16 protein-coding genes are annotated in these 17,552 nt (G+C 64.9%); 10 read left to right on the forward strand and 6 right to left on the reverse strand.

The genetic code is table 11. The features are described 5' to 3' along the window. Window positions 1-12: 12 nt before the first annotated feature. The 3 genes from sufD to CUREI_RS06200 are packed head-to-tail and all read right to left on the reverse strand — an operon-like array spanning window position 13 to window position 3,346. Window positions 13-1,176, reverse strand: a complete 1,164-nt coding sequence (gene sufD, locus CUREI_RS06190; protein WP_038611673.1) for a Fe-S cluster assembly protein SufD — start codon at window positions 1,174-1,176, stop codon at window positions 13-15. Next, window positions 1,177-2,622: a Fe-S cluster assembly protein SufB gene (gene sufB, locus CUREI_RS06195; RefSeq protein ID WP_038611675.1), complete on the reverse strand. Its 1,446-nt coding sequence runs from the start codon at window positions 2,620-2,622 to the stop codon at window positions 1,177-1,179. Further along, window positions 2,615-3,346 carry a helix-turn-helix transcriptional regulator gene (locus tag CUREI_RS06200; RefSeq protein WP_051952243.1) on the reverse strand — a complete coding sequence of 244 codons (732 nt, stop codon included), beginning with the start codon at window positions 3,344-3,346 and terminating at the stop codon, window positions 2,615-2,617. Before CUREI_RS06200 ends, sufB begins: the two co-directional genes overlap by 8 nt. Before the next feature lie 246 nt (window positions 3,347-3,592). Here CUREI_RS06200 and mptB point away from each other — a divergent pair, with 246 nt between their 5' ends. The 5 genes from mptB (at window position 3,593) to CUREI_RS06225 (ending at window position 8,874) form a co-directional block, all read left to right on the forward strand. After that, window positions 3,593-5,227: a polyprenol phosphomannose-dependent alpha 1,6 mannosyltransferase MptB gene (gene mptB / locus CUREI_RS06205; protein ID WP_038611678.1), complete on the forward strand. Its 1,635-nt coding sequence runs from the start codon at window positions 3,593-3,595 to the stop codon at window positions 5,225-5,227. Then, window positions 5,220-6,146, forward strand: coding sequence for an ABC transporter ATP-binding protein (locus CUREI_RS06210; protein WP_038611680.1), 927 nt, complete (start codon window positions 5,220-5,222; stop codon window positions 6,144-6,146). The genes mptB and CUREI_RS06210 overlap by 8 nt, the downstream gene beginning before the upstream one ends. After that, entirely contained in the window at window positions 6,146-6,916 is a 771-nt protein-coding gene (locus tag CUREI_RS06215; RefSeq protein WP_038611683.1) for an ABC transporter permease, read from the forward strand. Before CUREI_RS06210 ends, CUREI_RS06215 begins: the two co-directional genes overlap by 1 nt. Before the next feature lie 136 nt (window positions 6,917-7,052). After that, window positions 7,053-7,916 carry a COX15/CtaA family protein gene (locus CUREI_RS06220; protein ID WP_084768487.1) on the forward strand — a complete coding sequence of 288 codons (864 nt, stop codon included), beginning with the start codon at window positions 7,053-7,055 and terminating at the stop codon, window positions 7,914-7,916. A gap of 1 nt (window position 7,917) precedes the next feature. Beyond that, window positions 7,918-8,874, forward strand: a complete 957-nt coding sequence (locus CUREI_RS06225) for a quinone oxidoreductase family protein (RefSeq protein ID WP_038611688.1) — start codon at window positions 7,918-7,920, stop codon at window positions 8,872-8,874. On the opposite strand, the gene CUREI_RS06230 is transcribed toward CUREI_RS06225, so the two are convergent. Further along, the gene (locus tag CUREI_RS06230) at window positions 8,871-9,824 is read right to left on the reverse strand and encodes a heme o synthase (protein ID WP_084768207.1); all 954 of its coding nucleotides are present in this window, start codon (window positions 9,822-9,824) and stop codon (window positions 8,871-8,873) included. The two genes, CUREI_RS06225 and CUREI_RS06230, sit on opposite strands and share 4 nt — an antisense overlap. Before the next feature lie 132 nt (window positions 9,825-9,956). Between CUREI_RS06230 and tkt the strand changes: the two genes are divergently transcribed. From tkt to pgl, 5 genes are read left to right on the forward strand one after another with little or no spacing between them, the layout of a single operon-like run. Next, window positions 9,957-12,128: a transketolase gene (gene tkt, locus CUREI_RS06235; RefSeq protein ID WP_084768209.1), complete on the forward strand. Its 2,172-nt coding sequence runs from the start codon at window positions 9,957-9,959 to the stop codon at window positions 12,126-12,128. A gap of 43 nt (window positions 12,129-12,171) precedes the next feature. Continuing rightward, entirely contained in the window at window positions 12,172-13,263 is a 1,092-nt protein-coding gene (gene tal / locus CUREI_RS06240; protein ID WP_038611694.1) for a transaldolase, read from the forward strand. Window position 13,264: 1 nt separating this feature from the next. Next, on the forward strand, window positions 13,265-14,803 hold the full coding sequence (zwf, locus tag CUREI_RS06245) for a glucose-6-phosphate dehydrogenase (RefSeq protein ID WP_144242430.1): 1,539 nt from the start codon (window positions 13,265-13,267) through the stop codon (window positions 14,801-14,803). A 15-nt stretch (window positions 14,804-14,818) separates the two neighbouring features. After that, window positions 14,819-15,748, forward strand: coding sequence for a glucose-6-phosphate dehydrogenase assembly protein OpcA (locus tag CUREI_RS06250; protein ID WP_038611699.1), 930 nt, complete (start codon window positions 14,819-14,821; stop codon window positions 15,746-15,748). Next, on the forward strand, window positions 15,738-16,421 hold the full coding sequence (gene pgl, locus CUREI_RS06255; protein WP_038611702.1) for a 6-phosphogluconolactonase: 684 nt from the start codon (window positions 15,738-15,740) through the stop codon (window positions 16,419-16,421). Before CUREI_RS06250 ends, pgl begins: the two co-directional genes overlap by 11 nt. A gap of 14 nt (window positions 16,422-16,435) precedes the next feature. Here the strand turns inward: pgl and secG are convergent, their stop codons facing one another. Both secG and tpiA read right to left on the reverse strand, forming a co-directional pair. Continuing rightward, entirely contained in the window at window positions 16,436-16,672 is a 237-nt protein-coding gene (gene secG / locus CUREI_RS06260) for a preprotein translocase subunit SecG (protein ID WP_038611705.1), read from the reverse strand. Between the two features lie 82 nt (window positions 16,673-16,754). Beyond that, window positions 16,755-17,528 (reverse strand): triose-phosphate isomerase, encoded by a 774-nt coding sequence (gene tpiA / locus CUREI_RS06265; RefSeq protein ID WP_038611709.1) that lies wholly within the window; start codon window positions 17,526-17,528, stop codon window positions 16,755-16,757. Window positions 17,529-17,552: the final 24 nt, after the last annotated feature.

The raw sequence follows: 17,552 nt of genomic DNA on the forward strand, positions 1-17,552 counted from the left end.
ATGTTGCTCCTTTTAGTTTTCGTTGCGCTCGAGCTCGCCGGCGACACGGGAGATAAGCTCCTCTCGCACCGACTCGACCGGAATCTGGTTGAGGACCTCGTTGAAAAAGCCGCGGATGATCAGGCGGGTGGCGTCTTCCTCGCGGATGCCGCGGGAGCGCAGGTAGAACAGCTGATCGTCGTCGAAGCGGCCAACGGTCGCCGCGTGACCCGCACCGGCAATCTCGCCGGTCTCGATCTCCAGGTTCGGGATGGCGTCAGCGCGCGCTCCGTCGGTAAGCACCAGGTTGCGGTTGGTCTCGTACGTGTCGGTGCCCTTCGCCTCAGCACGGATCAGCACATCGCCCACCCAGCAGGTGCGTGCTTCCGGCAGCTTGGAGCCCTTATCGCCCTGCAGCGCGCCCTTGTACAGCACGTTGGACCGGCAGTTCGGCACTGCGTGATCCACCAGGAGACGGTTCTCGATGTACTGGCCGGCGTCTGCGAAGTACACGCCGGTCAGCTCGGCGTCGCCGCCGGGCGCCGCAAAGGCGAGGCGCGGAGTAATGCGCACGACCTCACCGCCGAAGGTTGCGACGTGGTGGCGCAGGGTCGCATCGCGCTTAACGACGATGGACTGCTGGCCAACGTGCACGGTGTCGAGAGCCCAATCCGCATCCACCACAGCGTCCACGCGGGATCCCTCGCCAATCACCCAGTTCACGTTGTCCGCGTGCGTGCCGGAGCCCGTGTAGCGGACCACGACAGTAGCGGCCGAGTTTGCGCCGGTCTCCACCACGACGGTGCCAAAGGTGGTCGCATCGACGCCCGCGCCCGTGATGGTGACGGTGATCGGCTCAGCCAACTCGACGTTTGCCGGCACCGAGATCAACGTGGCGTGGTCGGAGGACGTCCAGGCCTGGGCCGCGACGCGGTCAACCGGGGCGCCCGCGGCGGTCACGCGCTCGTCGGTAAGCGGGGCTTGTTCGACGGACACCTCAGACGGACCGTCGACCGCGATTTGCACGGGGGCCTGGGGCGCAAACTGGCCGTTGTGCAGGCCACGGAGGCGGCGCAGGGAGATGAAGCGCCAGACCTCATCGCGTCCACCCGGAACGTCGAAGTCCTCGACATCAAAGGAGGAAAAGAGGTCGCCCTTGTTGTTGTGCGTGGTGGCGTTCTTGACGGTTTCGGCCATTTAGCCCACCGATCCTTCCATTTGCAGCTCGATGAGACGGTTGAGCTCCAGCGCGTACTCCATGGGCAGCTCCTTGGCAATCGGCTCGACAAAGCCGCGCACGATCATCGCCATGGCTTCATCCTCTGGAATGCCGCGGGACATCAGGTAGAACAGCTGGTCCTCCGACACCTTCGACACCTTGGCTTCGTGGCCGAGGGTCACGCGGTCGTTGCGGATGTCGTTGTACGGGTACGTGTCGGAGCGCGAAATGTCGTCCACCAGCAGCGCGTCGCACTCCACGTTGGACACGGAGTTGTGCGCATTGGTGTTGACCTGCACGAGGCCGCGGTAGGCGGCGCGGCCTCCGCCGCGGGCGACGGACTTGGACACGATGGACGACGACGTGTGCGGCGCCATGTGCGTCATCTTCGCGCCGGTGTCCTGGAACTGCCCTTCCCCCGCGAACGCGACAGAGAGCACCTCACCGCGCGCGTGCGGTCCGGTCATCCACACAGCCGGGTACTTCATGGTCACCTTGGAGCCGATGTTGCCGTCGACCCACTCCATGGTCGCGCCCTCTTCAGCCTTGGCGCGCTTGGTGACCAGGTTGTAGACGTTGTTGGACCAGTTCTGGATGGTTGTGTACCGGCAGCGGCCACCCTTTTTCACGATGATTTCCACCACAGCGGAGTGCAGCGAGTCCGACTTGTAAATCGGCGCGGTGCAACCCTCCACGTAGTGCACGTACGCATCTTCATCGACGATGATCAGCGTGCGCTCAAACTGGCCCATGTTTTCCGTGTTAATGCGGAAGTACGCCTGCAACGGGATGTCCACGTGGACCCCCGGCGGAACGTAGATGAACGAGCCACCCGACCACACAGCGGTGTTGAGCGCAGAGAACTTGTTGTCGCCAGCCGGAATGACGGAGCCGAAGTACTCCTTGAACAGGTCCTCGTGCTCACGCAAGGCGGTGTCGGTGTCAACGAAGATGACACCCTTTTCCTCCAGGTCCTCGCGGATCTGGTGGTAAACCACCTCGGATTCGTACTGGGCGGCAACGCCGGCGACGAGACGCTGCTTCTCCGCCTCGGGGATGCCGAGCTTGTCGTAGGTGCTCTTAATGTCCTCCGGCAGGTCGTCCCACGAGGCCGCCTGCTGCTCGGTCGAGCGCACGTAGTACTTGATGTTGTCAAAGTCAATGTCGGAAAGATCCGCGCCCCACGTGGGCATCGGCTTCTTCTCAAAAATCTCCAACGCCTTCATGCGCTGGTTGAGCATCCACTCCGGCTCGCCCTTGATACCGGAGATGTCGCGCACCACATCTTCGTTCAAGCCACGGCGCGCAGCTGCGCCGGCAGCGTCGGAATCGTGCCAACCGTAGTTGTAGGCACCGATCGACTCGATGATTTCGTCGTCGTTCATCGGCCTCTCAAGGCCTGGTGTGGGCTTCACTTCAGTCATTGTCAGCCGCTCCTTTCATTGCGGTCCCCGCCGCTGTGCCCGCTGACACGGACACAGGCTGACCGGCAAGGGGAATGTTAGTCGTGCAGATTCCGTGTCCGTCTGCGATGAGGGCAAGCGGCTGCACATGCGTATCGACGATGCGCGCCACCGCCTCCCGCTCCGCCTCGCAGAACTCCGGGTGCGCCGCGGCGACCGCCGACACCGGGCAGTGATGCTGGCAGATTTGAATGCCAGAATCGGTGCGGTGGACGCTAGGCGCATACCCGTGGTCCTCGAGGGCGGCGGCGACGCGCTGCGCCGTCTCTTCAGCGTCAGCACCCGGCTCCACGCGGCCGAGAATTTTTTCGACGCGTGAGCGGGCGAAGTCGCGCACCGCGTCCTCGCCGCCGATGCGCTGGATCAGCTCGACGGCATCGAGAGCGAGGCCGTCGTAGTTCGACCCGAAGCGCTCGCGCCCCGCGGCGGTGAGCCGGAAGTGTTTGGCCGGCCGGCCGCGTCCCTGCTCTTCTCCCGCTACGTTGCGCGGAGCGCACGCATCCGCCAAGCCTTCGCTGACGAGTTTGTCAACGTGGCGGCGAACCCCAGCTGCGGACAACTGGAGTTCTTCCGCTATGTCGCTGGCGGTAACCGGGCCACGTTTCAGCAGGACCGACATCACCTGCGAACGCGTGTCTCCGCCAGCGCGGGACGCATCCGTAGGAACGGGGGTGTGGGAATCCACGATTGCACCACCTTTCGCTCGATGTGGTCGGTGTCGCTGCCTTTTCACAACACTAGTGTGTTCTAAATATTCCTGCCGCACCGGGTGCGGCACCCGCACCCCACCGTCGTGTAGGGCAGCGCCTTAGACTGATCTGCCGTGACCACCCCGAACCATCCGCAGCGCGGCAACGTGACCACCAACCCGCGTGGTGTCAGCAGCTCCCGCAGCGGCCCTCGTGCAACTGTGGCCAGTGAGCTGCCCCGGATGGGACGGCCAGGGTCCCGCTCAACACTGCTGCACGACCCCACCACGCCGCCTATTTCCGCGCCGCCGAGGGCGACGGATGAGCGTTCGCGCGAGCACAGCAGGTTTGCCCTCCTACGCTATCTCGGCGCCGCGGGTACGTTCCTCATCGGTTTCGCTGGCCTCAGCGGCGGCGCGCTTCCGGTGGTGGAAAACCCCTGGCAAGACTTTCCATTGGGCGCGGAGATGGGCCGGATGATGCTGGCGTCGAGTTCACTTGTCCTCATCGGCGTAGGAATGCTCGTCGCTGCCTGGCTCGCAATGGCACCCTGCGTCGGCGCTTCTTTTGGACCAGCACGCGGCGTACGCACCAGCACGCCTGAGGTGATGCGGACGTTCATCGCGTGGGTCCTCCCGCTCATGGCCACCGCGCCTCTGTTCACCCAGGACATTTATTCGTACCTGGCCAACGGCACCATCGTGCGTCAGGGGCTGGACCCGTATGCTTCCGGCCCGGTGGAGATTCTGGGCGTGGAGCACCACCTGGCCCGGTCCGTGCCGTTCATCTGGGCGCACTCCCCCAGCCCCTACGGCCCGGTGGCGCTGGGGACGGCGGCAATCATTTCTCACCTCACCGGAGATTCGATCTTTTGGGGCGTGCTCGCGCACCGCGCCGTCTCCGTCGCCGGTATCCTCGCGGCGGCGTGGGGCATCCTCACGCTCGCCCGCCGCTGCGGGGTGTCTGGGCCCGCGGCGCTATGGCTGGGCATCCTCAACCCGCTCACGGTGCTGCATATGGTCGGAGGCATTCACAACGAAGCCATCATGATGGGTCTGCTGCTCGTCGGCCTCGAGATGGGGCTTCGCGGGATCGACCGGATCCAGGCCGGCAACCGCGTCGGCTGGGTGCTTTTCGGGGCATCGACGGCCGTTATCAGCTGCGCGGGCATGGTGAAAGTCGTCGGTTTCCTCGCCCTCGGTTTCACCGGCATGGCGCTCGCCCGCCACTTGCGGGCGCGGGGCACAAGTACCGCACTGGGCGCTCGCTCTATCCTGGCCGCGGCCGTGCTGCAGACGCTGGTGCTTGCGGCAACAGCCATCGCGGTCTCGCTCGTCTCCGGGATCGGGCTCGGATGGGTCACGGGGCAGGGTGGCGCGGCGCAGATCCGCAGCTGGCTCTCACTCACCACAGACATCGGCGTCGCCGGGGGGTTCCTCGGCATGCAGCTCGGGCTCGGCGACCACACCGATGCGATGCTGAGCGTGACCAGGTGGGCGGGGCTCCTGGTCGCCGCCGCCTTCGTTGTCCGCATGCTGTGGGCCACCTACCGCGGCACGATCCACCCCGTCGGCGGCCTCGGCGTCTCCACGATCGTGCTGGTCGTCCTTTTCCCGGTTGTCCATCCCTGGTACCCGCTCTGGGCCATCCTGCCCCTCGCTGCCTGGGCGAACCGATTTGCATTCCGCGCCTCCGTCGCCGGATACAGCGCCCTGGTGAGCTTCTTGGTGCTGCCCCGCGGCCTGCGGTTACAAGCCGATGCAGTTGCAACAATTTACGGCGCAGCGATCCTTGGCTTCGCCTTCCTCACAGGCGTCGTCTTCCTCGTGCTTCGGGAGTGGAAGCGGCGACGGTCTACACTCATCTCCCATGAGTGATCACGCGCTGGTCGTCGACAACGTTGTCAAGCGTTTCGGGGGCTCAACGGCGGTCGATGGCCTCAGCTTCACAGCACGGCGCGGCCAACTGCTCGCGCTGCTTGGGCCCAACGGCGCCGGGAAAACCACCACCATTGAGATGTGCGAGGGATTTACCACACCGACCTCGGGCACTATTCGCGTGCTCGGCATGGACCCGGTGGCCAACCCGCAAGCAGTGCGCGACCGCATCGGCATCATGCTTCAAGGCGGTGGCGCATACGCCAGTGTGTCCGTGCGCGAGATGCTTGAACTTGCGGCGGGGTACAACGCCGATCCGCACGACCCGCAGTGGCTCATGCAGCTCCTGGGCCTTGAAGGGATCGCGAACACGAGCTACCGCAGGCTTTCCGGCGGGCAACAGCAGCGCCTTTCCCTCGCGCTTGCCATGATCGGCCGGCCGGAGCTGATCTTTTTGGACGAGCCCACCGCGGGCATGGATGCGCAGTCCCGAATCGCGGTCTGGGACATCGTCGCCGCCATGAAGCGCGACGGGGTGAGCGTGGTGCTCACCACGCACCTTATGGACGAGGCCGAGCAGCTCGCAGACGACGTGGTCATCATCGACCACGGCAAGGTTGTCGCCCAGGGAACCCCGTCCGAGCTGACCAACCACGACGAGTTTCCGGTGCTGTCCGTGGAGACCGCAGACGTCCTGGACACCCGCCCGCTTAACGACGCGCTCGCGCCCGCAGGCCTGAGCGTCGAGGAAGTCCGCCCGCGGAGTTACCGGGTCCGGGGAACCGGCTCACCGGAGGTCGTCGAGAAGCTGGCGCGTGAGGCTGCCCGGCAGGATGTGCTGATCCGGGAGCTCAGCGTTTCGCACCGCAACTTGGAGGACGTGTTTTTGGATCTGACCGGAAGAGAGTTGAGGAGCTAATGCAGGCAAACGCACTCACCCCCGGGGTCTTTGCCCCCGCACCGCAGCGAGCCTCCTTTGCGGCGATGGTGGCGGCCCAGGGCAAGATCGAAGCAAAGCTCATGTTGCGCCACGGCGAGCAGCTCCTTGTCAACGTCATCATCCCGGCGGCAATCCTCCTTGCCGCACACTTCGCGCCGATCCTGGGCGACAACACCACCTTCGACGTGCTGGTGCCGATGGTGTTCGCCGTTGCCGCCACCGGCGCCGGCTTTACCGGCCAGGCCATTGCAGTGGCGTTTGACCGCCGCTACGGTGCCCTCAAGCGCACAGGCGCGTCGGGAGTACCCGCCTGGACCATCATCGCCGGCAAGATCCTCGGCGTGCTGGCGACTGTGCTGGTGCAGATCGTGGTGCTCAGCGCCATCGCCTTCGCGCTGGGTTGGCGGGTCTCCGCCGCCGGAGCAGCATTCGGTTTGGCCGCCCTGCTGCTTGGTGTCGCGGTGTTTACCGCGTTGGGTCTGCTCATGGGTGGCACCCTGAGCTCGGAGTTGGTGCTCGCGCTGGCCAACCTCATTTGGCTGGTGCTCATGGGGGTCCTCGGCTGGGTGGGTTACTCGTCCGATATCGCCCACGCCGGCTGGTGGAATGCGGTTCCCACTGTCGCGCTGGCGGGCGCACTTGTCCAGGCGGTGCAGTTGCACGTCAACTGGGCTGCGTGGGTGTCGCTGGCCGTATGGGGGGCAGCCGGGGTCACGGCGGCCGTGCGCCTGTTCCGTTTCGACGGCTAGGCGCGATACACTCAGCCACGATCGCCATCGTCCGAAAGTTGGAGAACTAGTGACTGCAACCACAGCTGAGACCCGTCCCCGTTCCTGGAGGGAAGCGTGGGACAACCCGTCGTTGAAGCTGCAGCGCATCCTCGCAATGGTGCTGCTGCTGTGCCAGGGCGGCATCACCGTGACGGGCTCGCTAGTGCGCGTGACTGGCTCAGGGCTGGGTTGCAACACGTGGCCGCTGTGCCACGAGGGCTCGCTCGTGCCGGTGGCGGGCGCGGCACCGTGGATCCACCAGGCCATCGAGTTCGGCAACCGCACCCTCACGTTCGTCGTCGCGGCCTCCGCGGCGCTGGTGCTTCTCGCCGTAATCCGCGCGCGCCGGCGCAAGGAGATTACAACCCTTGCCTGGGTCTCGCTGCTCGGGGTTGTCCTGCAGGCAGTCATCGGCGGCGTATCGGTGCTGCTGGACCTCCGCTGGTGGTCTGTGGCCGTACACTTCCTGCCCTCCATGGTGCTGGTGTTCGTGGCTGCGATGCTTTACATGCGGATCGCTGAGCCGGACGATGCCTCACCCACTCGCCGCTACCCCACGTCGGCGCAGACATGGACGCTCATCGCCGCCGCAGCGCTCTGCGTGGTGCTCATCACCGGCACGATGGTCACCGGCTCGGGCCCACACTCCGGCGACTCCGGGGTCGGCATGGAGGGGCGCCTCCAAATGGACACACGCGTGTTGGCGTACGTCCACGCGGTGTGCATGTACCTTTACCTGATTGCCACCATCATCACCACGGTGCTGCTGCGCAACTCCGGCGCACCCGAGGACGCGCGCCGCACCTCGTATGTGCTGATCGCGCTGATTCTGGTGCAGTGGGCCATCGGCGTCACACAGTTCCGTCTCGGCGTTCCACGCTGGACAATCCCGGCGCACATTGCAATGTCGTCTGCCGTGGTTGCATTTAGTTCCTTCCTCTTCGCGCACGGGAAGCGCAGGTTGCCTACGCTCGTGTGACATGAAAGCAATCGTTGTCACCTCACACGGCGGCCCAGAGGTCCTTGAGTACAAGGATGTCGAGGCGCCGGTTCCCAGCACGGGCCAGCTGCTTATCGACGTCAGCTACGCCGGCATCAACTTCATCGACACCTACTTCCGCTCCGGCACATACCCCTCCAATCCCCCGTACATCCCGGGCACGGAGGGCTGCGGGCGTGTAGTGGAAGACCCGCTCGGCGAGATCGCGCCGGGCACCCTGGTCGCTTGGCACGACGCCCCCGGCTCCTACGCCGAGCAGGTCGCGGTGGACCGCAACCGCCTTGTGGCCGTGCCGGAGGGCGTTGAGCCGGCAGTGGCGGCCTCGATGCTGCTGCAAGGCATGACGGCCCACTACCTCCTTCACGGCGTGCGGGAGACCAATCCGGGCGACACGATGGTGGTCACCGCGGGGGCGGGCGGTGTTGGCCTGATCCTCACCCAGATGGCGGCGGCCCAAGAGGCGACGGTGTACTCCGTCGTCTCCACCGACGAGAAAGAAAAGCTCGCCTACGATGCCGGCGCGACCAAGGTGTTCCGTTACGGTGAAGACTTGGCCGAGCAGATCAAGACAGAAAACGGTGGCGGCGTCGATGTGGTCTACGACGGCGTGGGCAACGATACTTTCGAAATGTGCCTCGACGTCACCCGTCCGCGGGGTCTGGTGTGTTCGTTCGGGTCTGCCTCAGGCGACGTGGAGCCGTTTAAGATTCAGGAACTCAACGCCCACGGCGCGCTGTTTCTCACCCGTCCGTCGCTCAAGCACTACGTCGCGACCGACGACGAGTTCCTCATGCGTGCCCAGGCTGTGGCCCGCGCGGTGGAAGATGGCACGGTGAAGATTCGTATCCACCCGCCGTACAAACTGGAAAACGCCTGCGAGGCCCATGCGGACCTGCAGGCGCGAAAGACCACCGGCTCTGTGGTGCTGGAGGTTTAGAACAGCAGCTCCCCGACGGTCTCCCAGCCCAGCACGGCATCGAAGGAGAGCCCGAGGAAGAGCGCGGCTAAGTAGTTGTTGGACAAGATAAACAACTTGAGCGGCTTGACGTTCTCGCCGCGCACAATGCCCTGGTGCAGCCTGGTGGCCATGACCAGGAAGGCCGCGCCGGAGACCACCGCGATGACAAAGTAGATCCACGAAGCCGCCGGCACGAGCAACAGTGAGACGGCCACGGTGATCCAGGAGTAGATGACGATCTGCCGGCTGGTTTCTTCAGCCGAGGCGACCACCGGCAACATCGGCACCTTCGCGCGTGCGTAGTCGTCCTTGTACTTCATTGCCAGGGCCCATGTGTGCGGCGGCGTCCAGAAGAAGATGATGAGGAGCATCACGATGGCCTGCCACCAGTTGTCGGCGGACCCGTCCTGGACATTGTCGCGGATGACAGCCCAGCCGACGAGCACGGGCATGCAGCCCGCTGCCCCGCCCCAAATCACGTTCTGCCAGGTGCGGCGCTTCAGCCACTTCGTGTACACGAAGATGTAGAAGAAATTGGTCAGCACAATGAAAAAGGCGGCCAGCCAGGAGTTGCACAGCAGGCCGAGCCACAGCACTGACAGCGCCAGCATGACCCAGGCGAACACCGCCGCCTTCTGCTTCGTCACCGAGTGGCGCACGAGCGGGCGGGCGCGGGTTCTCCCCATTTTCTGGTCGATGTCGTAGTCAGCGACCATGTTGAAGGTGTTGGCCGCTGCAGCGCCCATCCAGCCGCCGAGCAACGTCCCCAGGACCAGCCAGAGGTGCACTTCGCCGCGGTCAGCCTGCAGCATGGCAGGGATCGCGGCCACCAAGAGAAGTTCAATGACCCTCGGCTTCGTCAACGCGAAATATGCCTTGATGGTCTCCAACAACTCTCTCCTTTTATGTGCTGCGGATTGCGCGGGCAATCATACCTTCGGACGATGGTAGCCCTTTCCAACGCGCGGGCACGAATCCGGAATGCATCGAGTGAGGGCGATCTCCCGGAGGCGTCGATAGGCGATATGCTTTTGAGCGACCTTAGAGAAAGCGAGGACCCCATGACGCTGCCCCCTGAACTGCAGGCGATGACCGAGCGCAACTACCCCGAGGACTGGACTGACACCGACACCCGGGCGGTGGATACGGCCCGGGTACTCGCCGCGGACGCCGTGGAGCACTGCGGCTCCGGCCACCCCGGCACCGCTATGAGCCTCGCGCCGCTGGCGTACACGCTCTTCCAGCGCGTCATGGACGTTGACCCGGCCGACAAGGACTGGGTGGGCCGCGACCGGTTCGTGCTGTCTAACGGCCACTCCTCGCTCACCCAGTACGTGCAGCTCTACCTGGGCGGCTTCGGGCTTGAGCTGCAGGATTTGAAGGATCTGCGCACCTGGGGCTCGAAGACCCCGGGCCACCCGGAGTACAACCACACCGACCACATCGAGATCACCACGGGCCCGCTCGGTCAGGGTTTGGCATCCGCAGTGGGCATGGCCATGGCGGCGCGGCGCGAGCGCGGGCTGTTCGACCCCGATGCACCTGCGGGCGAATCTCCATTCGACCACTACATCTACGTCATCGCTGGCGACGGCTGCCTGCAGGAGGGCGTGACCTCGGAGGCGTCTTCCCTCGCGGGCACCCAGCAGCTGGGAAACCTCATCCTGTTTTGGGACGACAACCGCATTTCCATCGAGGACGACACCCAGATCGCGTTCACCGAGGACGTGCTGAAGCGGTACGAGGCCTACGGGTGGCAGACGCTCACCGTCGAGTCCGGCGAAGACGTCGCCGCCATCGAGTCTGCGGTTGCTAAGGCAAAGGCCGAGACGGCCAAGCCGACGATCATTCGCCTCAAGACCGTCATCGGGTACCCGGCCCCGAACCTCATGAACACCGGCGCCATCCACGGCGCTGCGTTGGGCGCTGACGAGGTAGCCGCGGTCAAGAAGGCACTCGACTTCGACCCGGCCGTGATGTTCCCGGAGGAAGACGAAGTGATCGCCCACACCCGCAGGCTGCGTGAGCGTGCGGCTGAGAAGCACGCAGCGTGGAACGAGAAATTCGACGCATGGGCGCAGGCAAACCCCGAGCGCAAGGCGCTGCTGGACCGTCTCACCGCGCGCGAACTGCCGGCCAATTGGAAGAAGGACTTCCCTACTTGGGAGCCGGACGCCAAGGGCCTGGCGACCCGCAAAGCGTCCGAAGCCGCCATCCAGGCCGCCGCGGCCGCACTGCCGGAGCTTTGGGGCGGCTCCGCCGACCTGGCCGGCTCCAACAACACCTTGATCAAGGGCGCGAAGTCCTTCGGCCCGCAGGCCATCTCCACCGAGAAATTCTCCGCTCACCCGTACGGGCGAAACCTGCATTTCGGCATCCGTGAGCACGCCATGGGCTCGGTGATGAACGGCATTGCCCTGCACGGCGGCACCCGCGTCTACGGCGGCACGTTCCTGATCTTCTCCGAGTACCTCTACCCGGCGATCCGCGTGGCCGCCCTCTCCGGCATCGACGGCTACTACGTGTTCACCCACGACTCCATCGGCCTCGGCGAGGACGGCCCAACCCACCAGCCGGTGGAAACCCTGGCCGCGCTACGCGCGATCCCGGACGTGGCCGTTATTCGCCCGGCGGATGCGAACGAGACCTCAGCGGCGTGGATTGCTGCGTTGGAAGCCAAGGAGCAGCCGAAGGCGCTGGCGCTGTCCCGCCAAAACTTACCGGTGCTCGAGGGCACCAAGGAGAAGGCCTTCGACGGCGTCGCTCGCGGCGCTTACGTCCTAGTCGAGGCGTCCGCCGAGACTCCCGACCTCATCCTGATGGCCTCCGGCTCGGAAGTCCAGTACGCAGTGGAGGCGGCGAAGGTGCTTGAATCAGATGGCACGGCGACTCGCGTCGTGTCCGTGCCGTCCATGGACTGGTTCATGGAGCAGGACGACGCATACATTGACTCGGTGCTTCCTCGCGATGTCAAGGCCCGCGTCTCGGTGGAGGCGGCGACCTCCATGCCGTGGTTCCGCTTTCTCGGCGAATACGGTCGCGCTGTCTCGCTCGAGCACTTCGGGGCCTCGGCCCCCGGCGCTGAGCTGTTCGAACGCTTCGGGTTCACTACCGACAACGTTGTCCGTGTCGCGCGCGAGACCCTCGACTGCGTGCGCGAACAGCGCAGCGTAGCGACGAGCGTCCGCGTCGGCAACACCGAATCCGAGCCGACTCGCGGAGACGGGCGTTAACTCGCAGGCTCGTTAACGAGATCTAATAGGAAGGAACTGACGAATGAATGCCATTGACGAACTCTTCGAGGTTGGCACCTCCACATGGCTCGACGACCTGTCCCGCGAACGCATCGCCACCGGCAACCTCGGGGAGGTCAAGGCGGAGAAGTCAATCGTAGGCGTGACCACCAACCCGGCTATCTTCGCCGCGGCCATGGGCACCGGCACGCACTACGACGACCAGCTCGAAGAGCTTAAGCTCGCCGGCACCACGGCGGACGCTGCGGTGTACGCCATGAGCGTCAAAGATGTCCAGGACGCCTGCGACCTTTTTCGCGACACGTACGACACCACCGGCGGTAAAGATGGGCGCGTCTCCATCGAAGTCGACCCGCGCTACGCCGCTGACGAGGCCAAGACCATCGCGCAGGCACGCGAACTGTGGGAACTCGTAGACCGCGAGAACTTGATGATCAAGATTCCGGCCACCGACGAATCCCTGCCCGCCGTGACCGCGGCGTTGGCGGACGGCATCTCTGTCAACGTCACCCTGATTTTCTCGGTGGCGCGTTACAAGCAGGTCATCAAGGCCTACAAGGAGGGCATCCGGCAGGCTGCCGCCAATGGCCACGATGTGAGCCGCATCCACTCGGTGGCGTCCTTCTTCGTCTCCCGCATGGACACCGAGGTGGACAAGCGGCTCGAAACCATCGGCACCGACGAGGCGCTGGCACTGCGCGGTAAGGCCGGCATCGCGAACGCCCGGTTGGCGTACGCGCTGTTTCAGTCGGAGTTTGGCGAAGCTGGCGTCGATACGCTGCCCGCGGGCGCGAATGCGCAGCGTCCGCTGTGGGCGTCTACCGGCGTGAAGAACCCGGCGTACCCGGCGACCATGTACGTGACCGAGCTGGCTGGCCCGGACACGGTGAACACGATGCCGGAAAAGACGCTGGATGCGGTGCTGCGAAACGGTGGTGTCCACGGCGACACCCTCACCGGCACCGAGGCCGTCTCCCGCGAGGTGTTTGCGGCGCTGAGCGAGGTCGGTATCGACCTCGACGACGTCGTCGCGGTGCTGGAGCGCGAAGGCGTGGAGAAGTTCGTGGACGCGTGGCAAGACCTGCTCGATTCCATGGCTGCTAAGCTCGCCTGACGTGACTGAACCGCACCGGCAGTGGTCCAATCCGCTGCGCTCCCCCGCAGATAAACGCCTCCCCCAGATCGCCGGACCATCGGGCATGGTCATCTTTGGTGTGACGGGTGACCTCGCTCGCAAAAAGCTGCTTCCGGCCATCTACGACCTGGCTAATCGCGGCCTGCTTCCCGGCGGGTTCACCCTCATCGGTTACGGCAGGCGCGAATGGGACAAGGCAGACTTTCAGGACTACGTGCGCGAGGCGATCCTCAACGGTGCCCGCACCCAGTTCCACGAGAACGTCTGGCAGCGCCTCGCCGAAGGCCTGGAGTTTGTCCGGGGCAACTTCGACGACGACGCGGCGTTCGACGACTTGGCTGCTGCCTGCAAACGCAGCGACGAGCACCGCGGCACGGCTGGGAACTGGGCGTACTACTTGTCCGTGCCCCCAGAGTTTTTCGCCGAGGTAGTCCACCAGCTTGATCGCTGCGGAATGGCGAAGGCGGGTGCCAATGAATGGCGCCGCGTGATCATCGAAAAGCCGTTTGGCCACGATCTCGCCTCCGCCAAGAAGCTCAACGACGTGGTTGGCGCCGTCTTCCCCGAGCGCTCGGTGTTCCGCATCGACCACTACCTGGGTAAAGAGACAGTGCAAAACATTCTTGCGCTGCGCTTTTCCAACCAGATGTTCGAGCCGGTGTGGAACTCGCACTACATCGACCACGTACAGATCACTATGGCGGAAGATATCGGTCTCGGCGGCCGCGCCAGCTACTACGACGGTATCGGCGCAGCCCGCGACGTGATCCAAAACCACCTGATCCAGCTGCTGGCGCTGGTGGCGATGGAGGAGCCGACCTCGTTCTCCCCCGCCCAACTGCGCGCGGAAAAACTGAAGGTGCTGCGAGCAACCTCCGCCGTCGGACCGTTTGGCAAGACCACCGCCCGCGGGCAGTACACCGCGGGCTGGCAGGGTTCGAAGAAGGTTGTGGGCCTGCGCGAGGAGGACGGGTTCGACCCAGAATCCACCACCGAAACCTACGCGGCATGCACACTGCAGATCGAATCCCGCCGCTGGGCCGGCGTGCCGTTCTACCTGCGCACCGGGAAGCGCCTGGGCAGGAGGGTGACCGAGATCGCGCTGGTGTTCAAGCGCCCGCCGTACCAGCCGTTCTCGAAGGGCCAGGCGGATCTACTCACCAACAACGCCGTGGTCATCCGGGTGCAGCCAGACGAGGGCGTGCTCATGCGCTTCGGATCCAAGGTGCCCGGACCCGGCATGGAACTGAGGGACGTCAACATGGACTTCTCGTACTCAGAGGCGTTCACCGAGCAATCCCCCGAGGCCTACGAACGCCTCATCCTGGACGCGCTATTGGACGAGTCCAGCCTGTTCCCCACCAACTCGGAAGTGGAGCGCAGCTGGGAGATCCTGGACCCGGTGCTTGATTACTGGGCCGAGCAGGGCCGTCCGGACGACTACGCGGCCGGCACGTGGGGGCCGGCGTCCGCCGATCGCATGCTGGCCAAAGACGGCCGCGTGTGGCGCCGCCCGTAAGAAAGGTCGAACCACATGATCATCGAACTGCCTGACACATCCACCAAGGCCATTGGCGCAGAACTCGCCAAGGCCCGGGAGAGCCACTCGCTGACTACCGGGCGCGTGCTGACCCTTCTCGTCGCCATCGACGACTCCGGCGCGGACTCCATCGACGACACCCTTGAGACCCTGCGCGACGCGTCGTTCGAGCACCCAGCTCGCGTGCTCGTCCTCATCTCCGGTGACGCTGGTGCCGCCACCCGGCTCGATGCCCAGGTACTTGTGGCCAGCGATGCTGGCGCCTCCGAGGTCGTAGTGATGCGGCTCTACGGCGAACTCACGGGCCACCTGGGTGCGATTGTCACACCTCTGCTTCTGCCGGACACCCCGGTCGTGGTCTGCTGGCCGCAAAAGGCACCGGAGCGCCCTGCCGACACCCAGCTCGGACGGATCGCGCAGCGTCGCATTACGAACCTGCGCCGGGACGGCAACGGGATGACCCTGCAGCGCCTCACAGCGGGGTACGTGGATGGGGACTCAGACGTGATGTGGTCGCGCATTACGCCGTGGCGGGGCATTGTGGCCTCGGCCCTAGACCGCCACCCCGGCAAGCGCATCCTGAGTGCCGAGATTGCCGGTGCTGCCGGCGACCCGAGCGTGGACGTCGCTGCTGGCTGGCTCGCTTCCAGCTTGAACGTGCAGGTCACCCGCCGTCAGGCTGATCCGGCGGGGAGCTTTCCTATCACCCGGCTCGCGCTGCGTTGCGAAGACGGCGACGTTGAAGTGGCCGTCCAGAACAGCCACACCGTGTGCATTTCCACCCCCGGCCACGCAGACTCGCTCGTCGCTATGGGTGAGCGCAGCGACGCGGAGAGTCTCGCGGAGGATCTGCGCCACCTCGGCCCCGACGCCACTTACGAACGCGCTTTGCGCGGGCTGTCAGGAGTAGACCATGAGCTATAAGGACCTTCCATCGCTTCTCGACGACGTTGCCTCACGGTTCACAGACGTCATGGCCAAAATCCACGCCACCGGCCGCTCCGCGCGCGTGGTGCTCACGGGCGGCACTGCGGGAACCGCCCTGCTCGCGAGGTTAATTAATGCGCCAATCGACTGGACGCGGGTTGAGGTGTTCTTCGGCGACGAGCGCAATGTGCCGGTGGACCACCCGGACTCCAACGAAGGCCAGGCGAGGTCGGCGCTGCTGTCGCACGTGGACATCCCGGAGAGCAACATTCACGGCTACGGCCTCGATGGCGGCCCGATGAACGCCGCGGTCGAGCAGTACCGAGAACTCGTTGGCGACGGCGGCTTCGATCTGCACCTGCTGGGCATGGGCGGCGAGGGGCACATCAACTCCCTGTTTCCCCATACCGATGCCGTCCGGGAGCGAGACGCGTTGGTTGTGGCGGTCACCGACTCCCCCAAACCGCCGGCAGAGCGCGCCACCCTCACCCTGCCGGCGGTGCAGAGTGCGGACCGTGTGTGGCTGCTCGTTTCCGGTGCCGAGAAGGCTGAGGCCGCAAGCCACGCCGCCGACGGCGCAGACGCGGCCGAGGACTGGCCGGTCGCTGGCGCAATCGGGCGCAAAGAAACGGTCCTGTTCGCCACTGAGGACGCAACAGGACCGTTGTAACGGCGGGGTCTGGGTCAGACCGCGTAGGTCTGAATCAGATTCAGCCCGACGATGCACAGAATCCAGATCAGCGCGATCAGCACAGTGATGCGGTCGAGGTTTTTCTCCACCGTCGTCGAACCGGAGAGGTTGGCCTGAACACCGCCGCCGAACAAGCTGGACAGGCCACCACCCTTGCCCTTGTGCAGCAGGACGAAAATGGTCATGAGAATCGCTGAAATCACCAGCACGATCTCAAGCGCTAAAGCCATACGCGCGACACCTTTCAAATGGGAGACGGTGCAAACTCTTCCAGGGAGCTTACACCACCGCAAGTACTTACCTGCGCTGCGGCTACATCACAGAGTTGGCGGCCGCGGCGGCGAGTTTTGCAAAGTCTTGCCCGTCGAGTGACGCGCCTCCGACAAGACCACCGTCCACATCAGGCTGGCCGATGATCTCTGCCACCGTGTCCGCCTTGACGGAGCCGCCGTAGAGGATGCGGATCTGGTCGGCCACAGTGTCGTCGCTGAGCTCCCGCACCAGCTCGCGGATGCCGTGGCAGACTTCCTGCGCGTCCTGCGCGGAGGCTACCTTACCGGTGCCGATCGCCCAGACCGGCTCGTACGCGATGACGGTGCGGGACAGGTCCACGCCCGCCAGCGATTCGCGTGCCTGCTGGACGACGTAGGAGACATGCTCGCCCGCCTCGCGTACCTCCAGGGGCTCGCCGACGCAGACGATCGGGACGATGCCGTGTTCGATGGCTTTGGCTGCCTTTGCGGCGACCTGCTCGTTGGTCTCCCCGTGGTACTCACGGCGCTCCGAGTGGCCCACGACCACCCAAGAGCAACCCAGTTTCTCCAGCATCGCAGCGGAGATGTCGCCGGTGAACGCACCGTTGTCGTGCTCGGAGACGTCCTGGGCACCGTAGGTGATCTTGAGTTTGTCGCCCTCGACCAGCGTCTGGATCGAGCGCAGATCCGTGAACGGAACCGTCAAGGCGATATCGACGTACTCGTAGCCGTCTTTCGGAAACGCGAAGACGAGTTTCTGGGCACTCTGGATGGCCTGAAGGTGGTCGTGGTTCATTTTCCAGTTGCCGGCGATAAGTGGGGTGCGTGCCATAGCGTGAAATACCTCCTAGGTTGA

It is taken from the genome of Corynebacterium ureicelerivorans, from assembly GCF_000747315.1.
GTDB lineage: Bacteria > Actinomycetota > Actinomycetes > Mycobacteriales > Mycobacteriaceae > Corynebacterium > Corynebacterium mucifaciens.

Excerpts from the sequence above, each read along its gene's own strand:
- CUREI_RS06225 (WP_038611688.1), top strand. The coding sequence starts at position 7,918 with ATGAAAGCAATCGTTGTCACCTCACACGGCGGCCCAGAGGTCCTTGAG.
- tpiA (WP_038611709.1), bottom strand. The coding sequence starts at position 17,528 with ATGGCACGCACCCCACTTATCGCCGGCAACTGGAAAATGAACCACGAC.
- tkt (WP_084768209.1), top strand. The coding sequence starts at position 9,957 with ATGACGCTGCCCCCTGAACTGCAGGCGATGACCGAGCGCAACTACCCC.
- tal (WP_038611694.1), top strand. The coding sequence starts at position 12,172 with ATGAATGCCATTGACGAACTCTTCGAGGTTGGCACCTCCACATGGCTC.
- CUREI_RS06220 (WP_084768487.1), top strand. The coding sequence starts at position 7,053 with ATGGTGCTGCTGCTGTGCCAGGGCGGCATCACCGTGACGGGCTCGCTA.
- mptB (WP_038611678.1), top strand. The coding sequence starts at position 3,593 with ATGGGACGGCCAGGGTCCCGCTCAACACTGCTGCACGACCCCACCACG.
- pgl (WP_038611702.1), top strand. The coding sequence starts at position 15,738 with ATGAGCTATAAGGACCTTCCATCGCTTCTCGACGACGTTGCCTCACGG.
- CUREI_RS06250 (WP_038611699.1), top strand. The coding sequence starts at position 14,819 with ATGATCATCGAACTGCCTGACACATCCACCAAGGCCATTGGCGCAGAA.
- sufB (WP_038611675.1), bottom strand. The coding sequence starts at position 2,622 with ATGACTGAAGTGAAGCCCACACCAGGCCTTGAGAGGCCGATGAACGAC.
- secG (WP_038611705.1), bottom strand. The coding sequence starts at position 16,672 with ATGGCTTTAGCGCTTGAGATCGTGCTGGTGATTTCAGCGATTCTCATG.
- CUREI_RS06210 (WP_038611680.1), top strand. The coding sequence starts at position 5,220 with ATGAGTGATCACGCGCTGGTCGTCGACAACGTTGTCAAGCGTTTCGGG.
- sufD (WP_038611673.1), bottom strand. The coding sequence starts at position 1,176 with ATGGCCGAAACCGTCAAGAACGCCACCACGCACAACAACAAGGGCGAC.
- CUREI_RS06215 (WP_038611683.1), top strand. The coding sequence starts at position 6,146 with ATGCAGGCAAACGCACTCACCCCCGGGGTCTTTGCCCCCGCACCGCAG.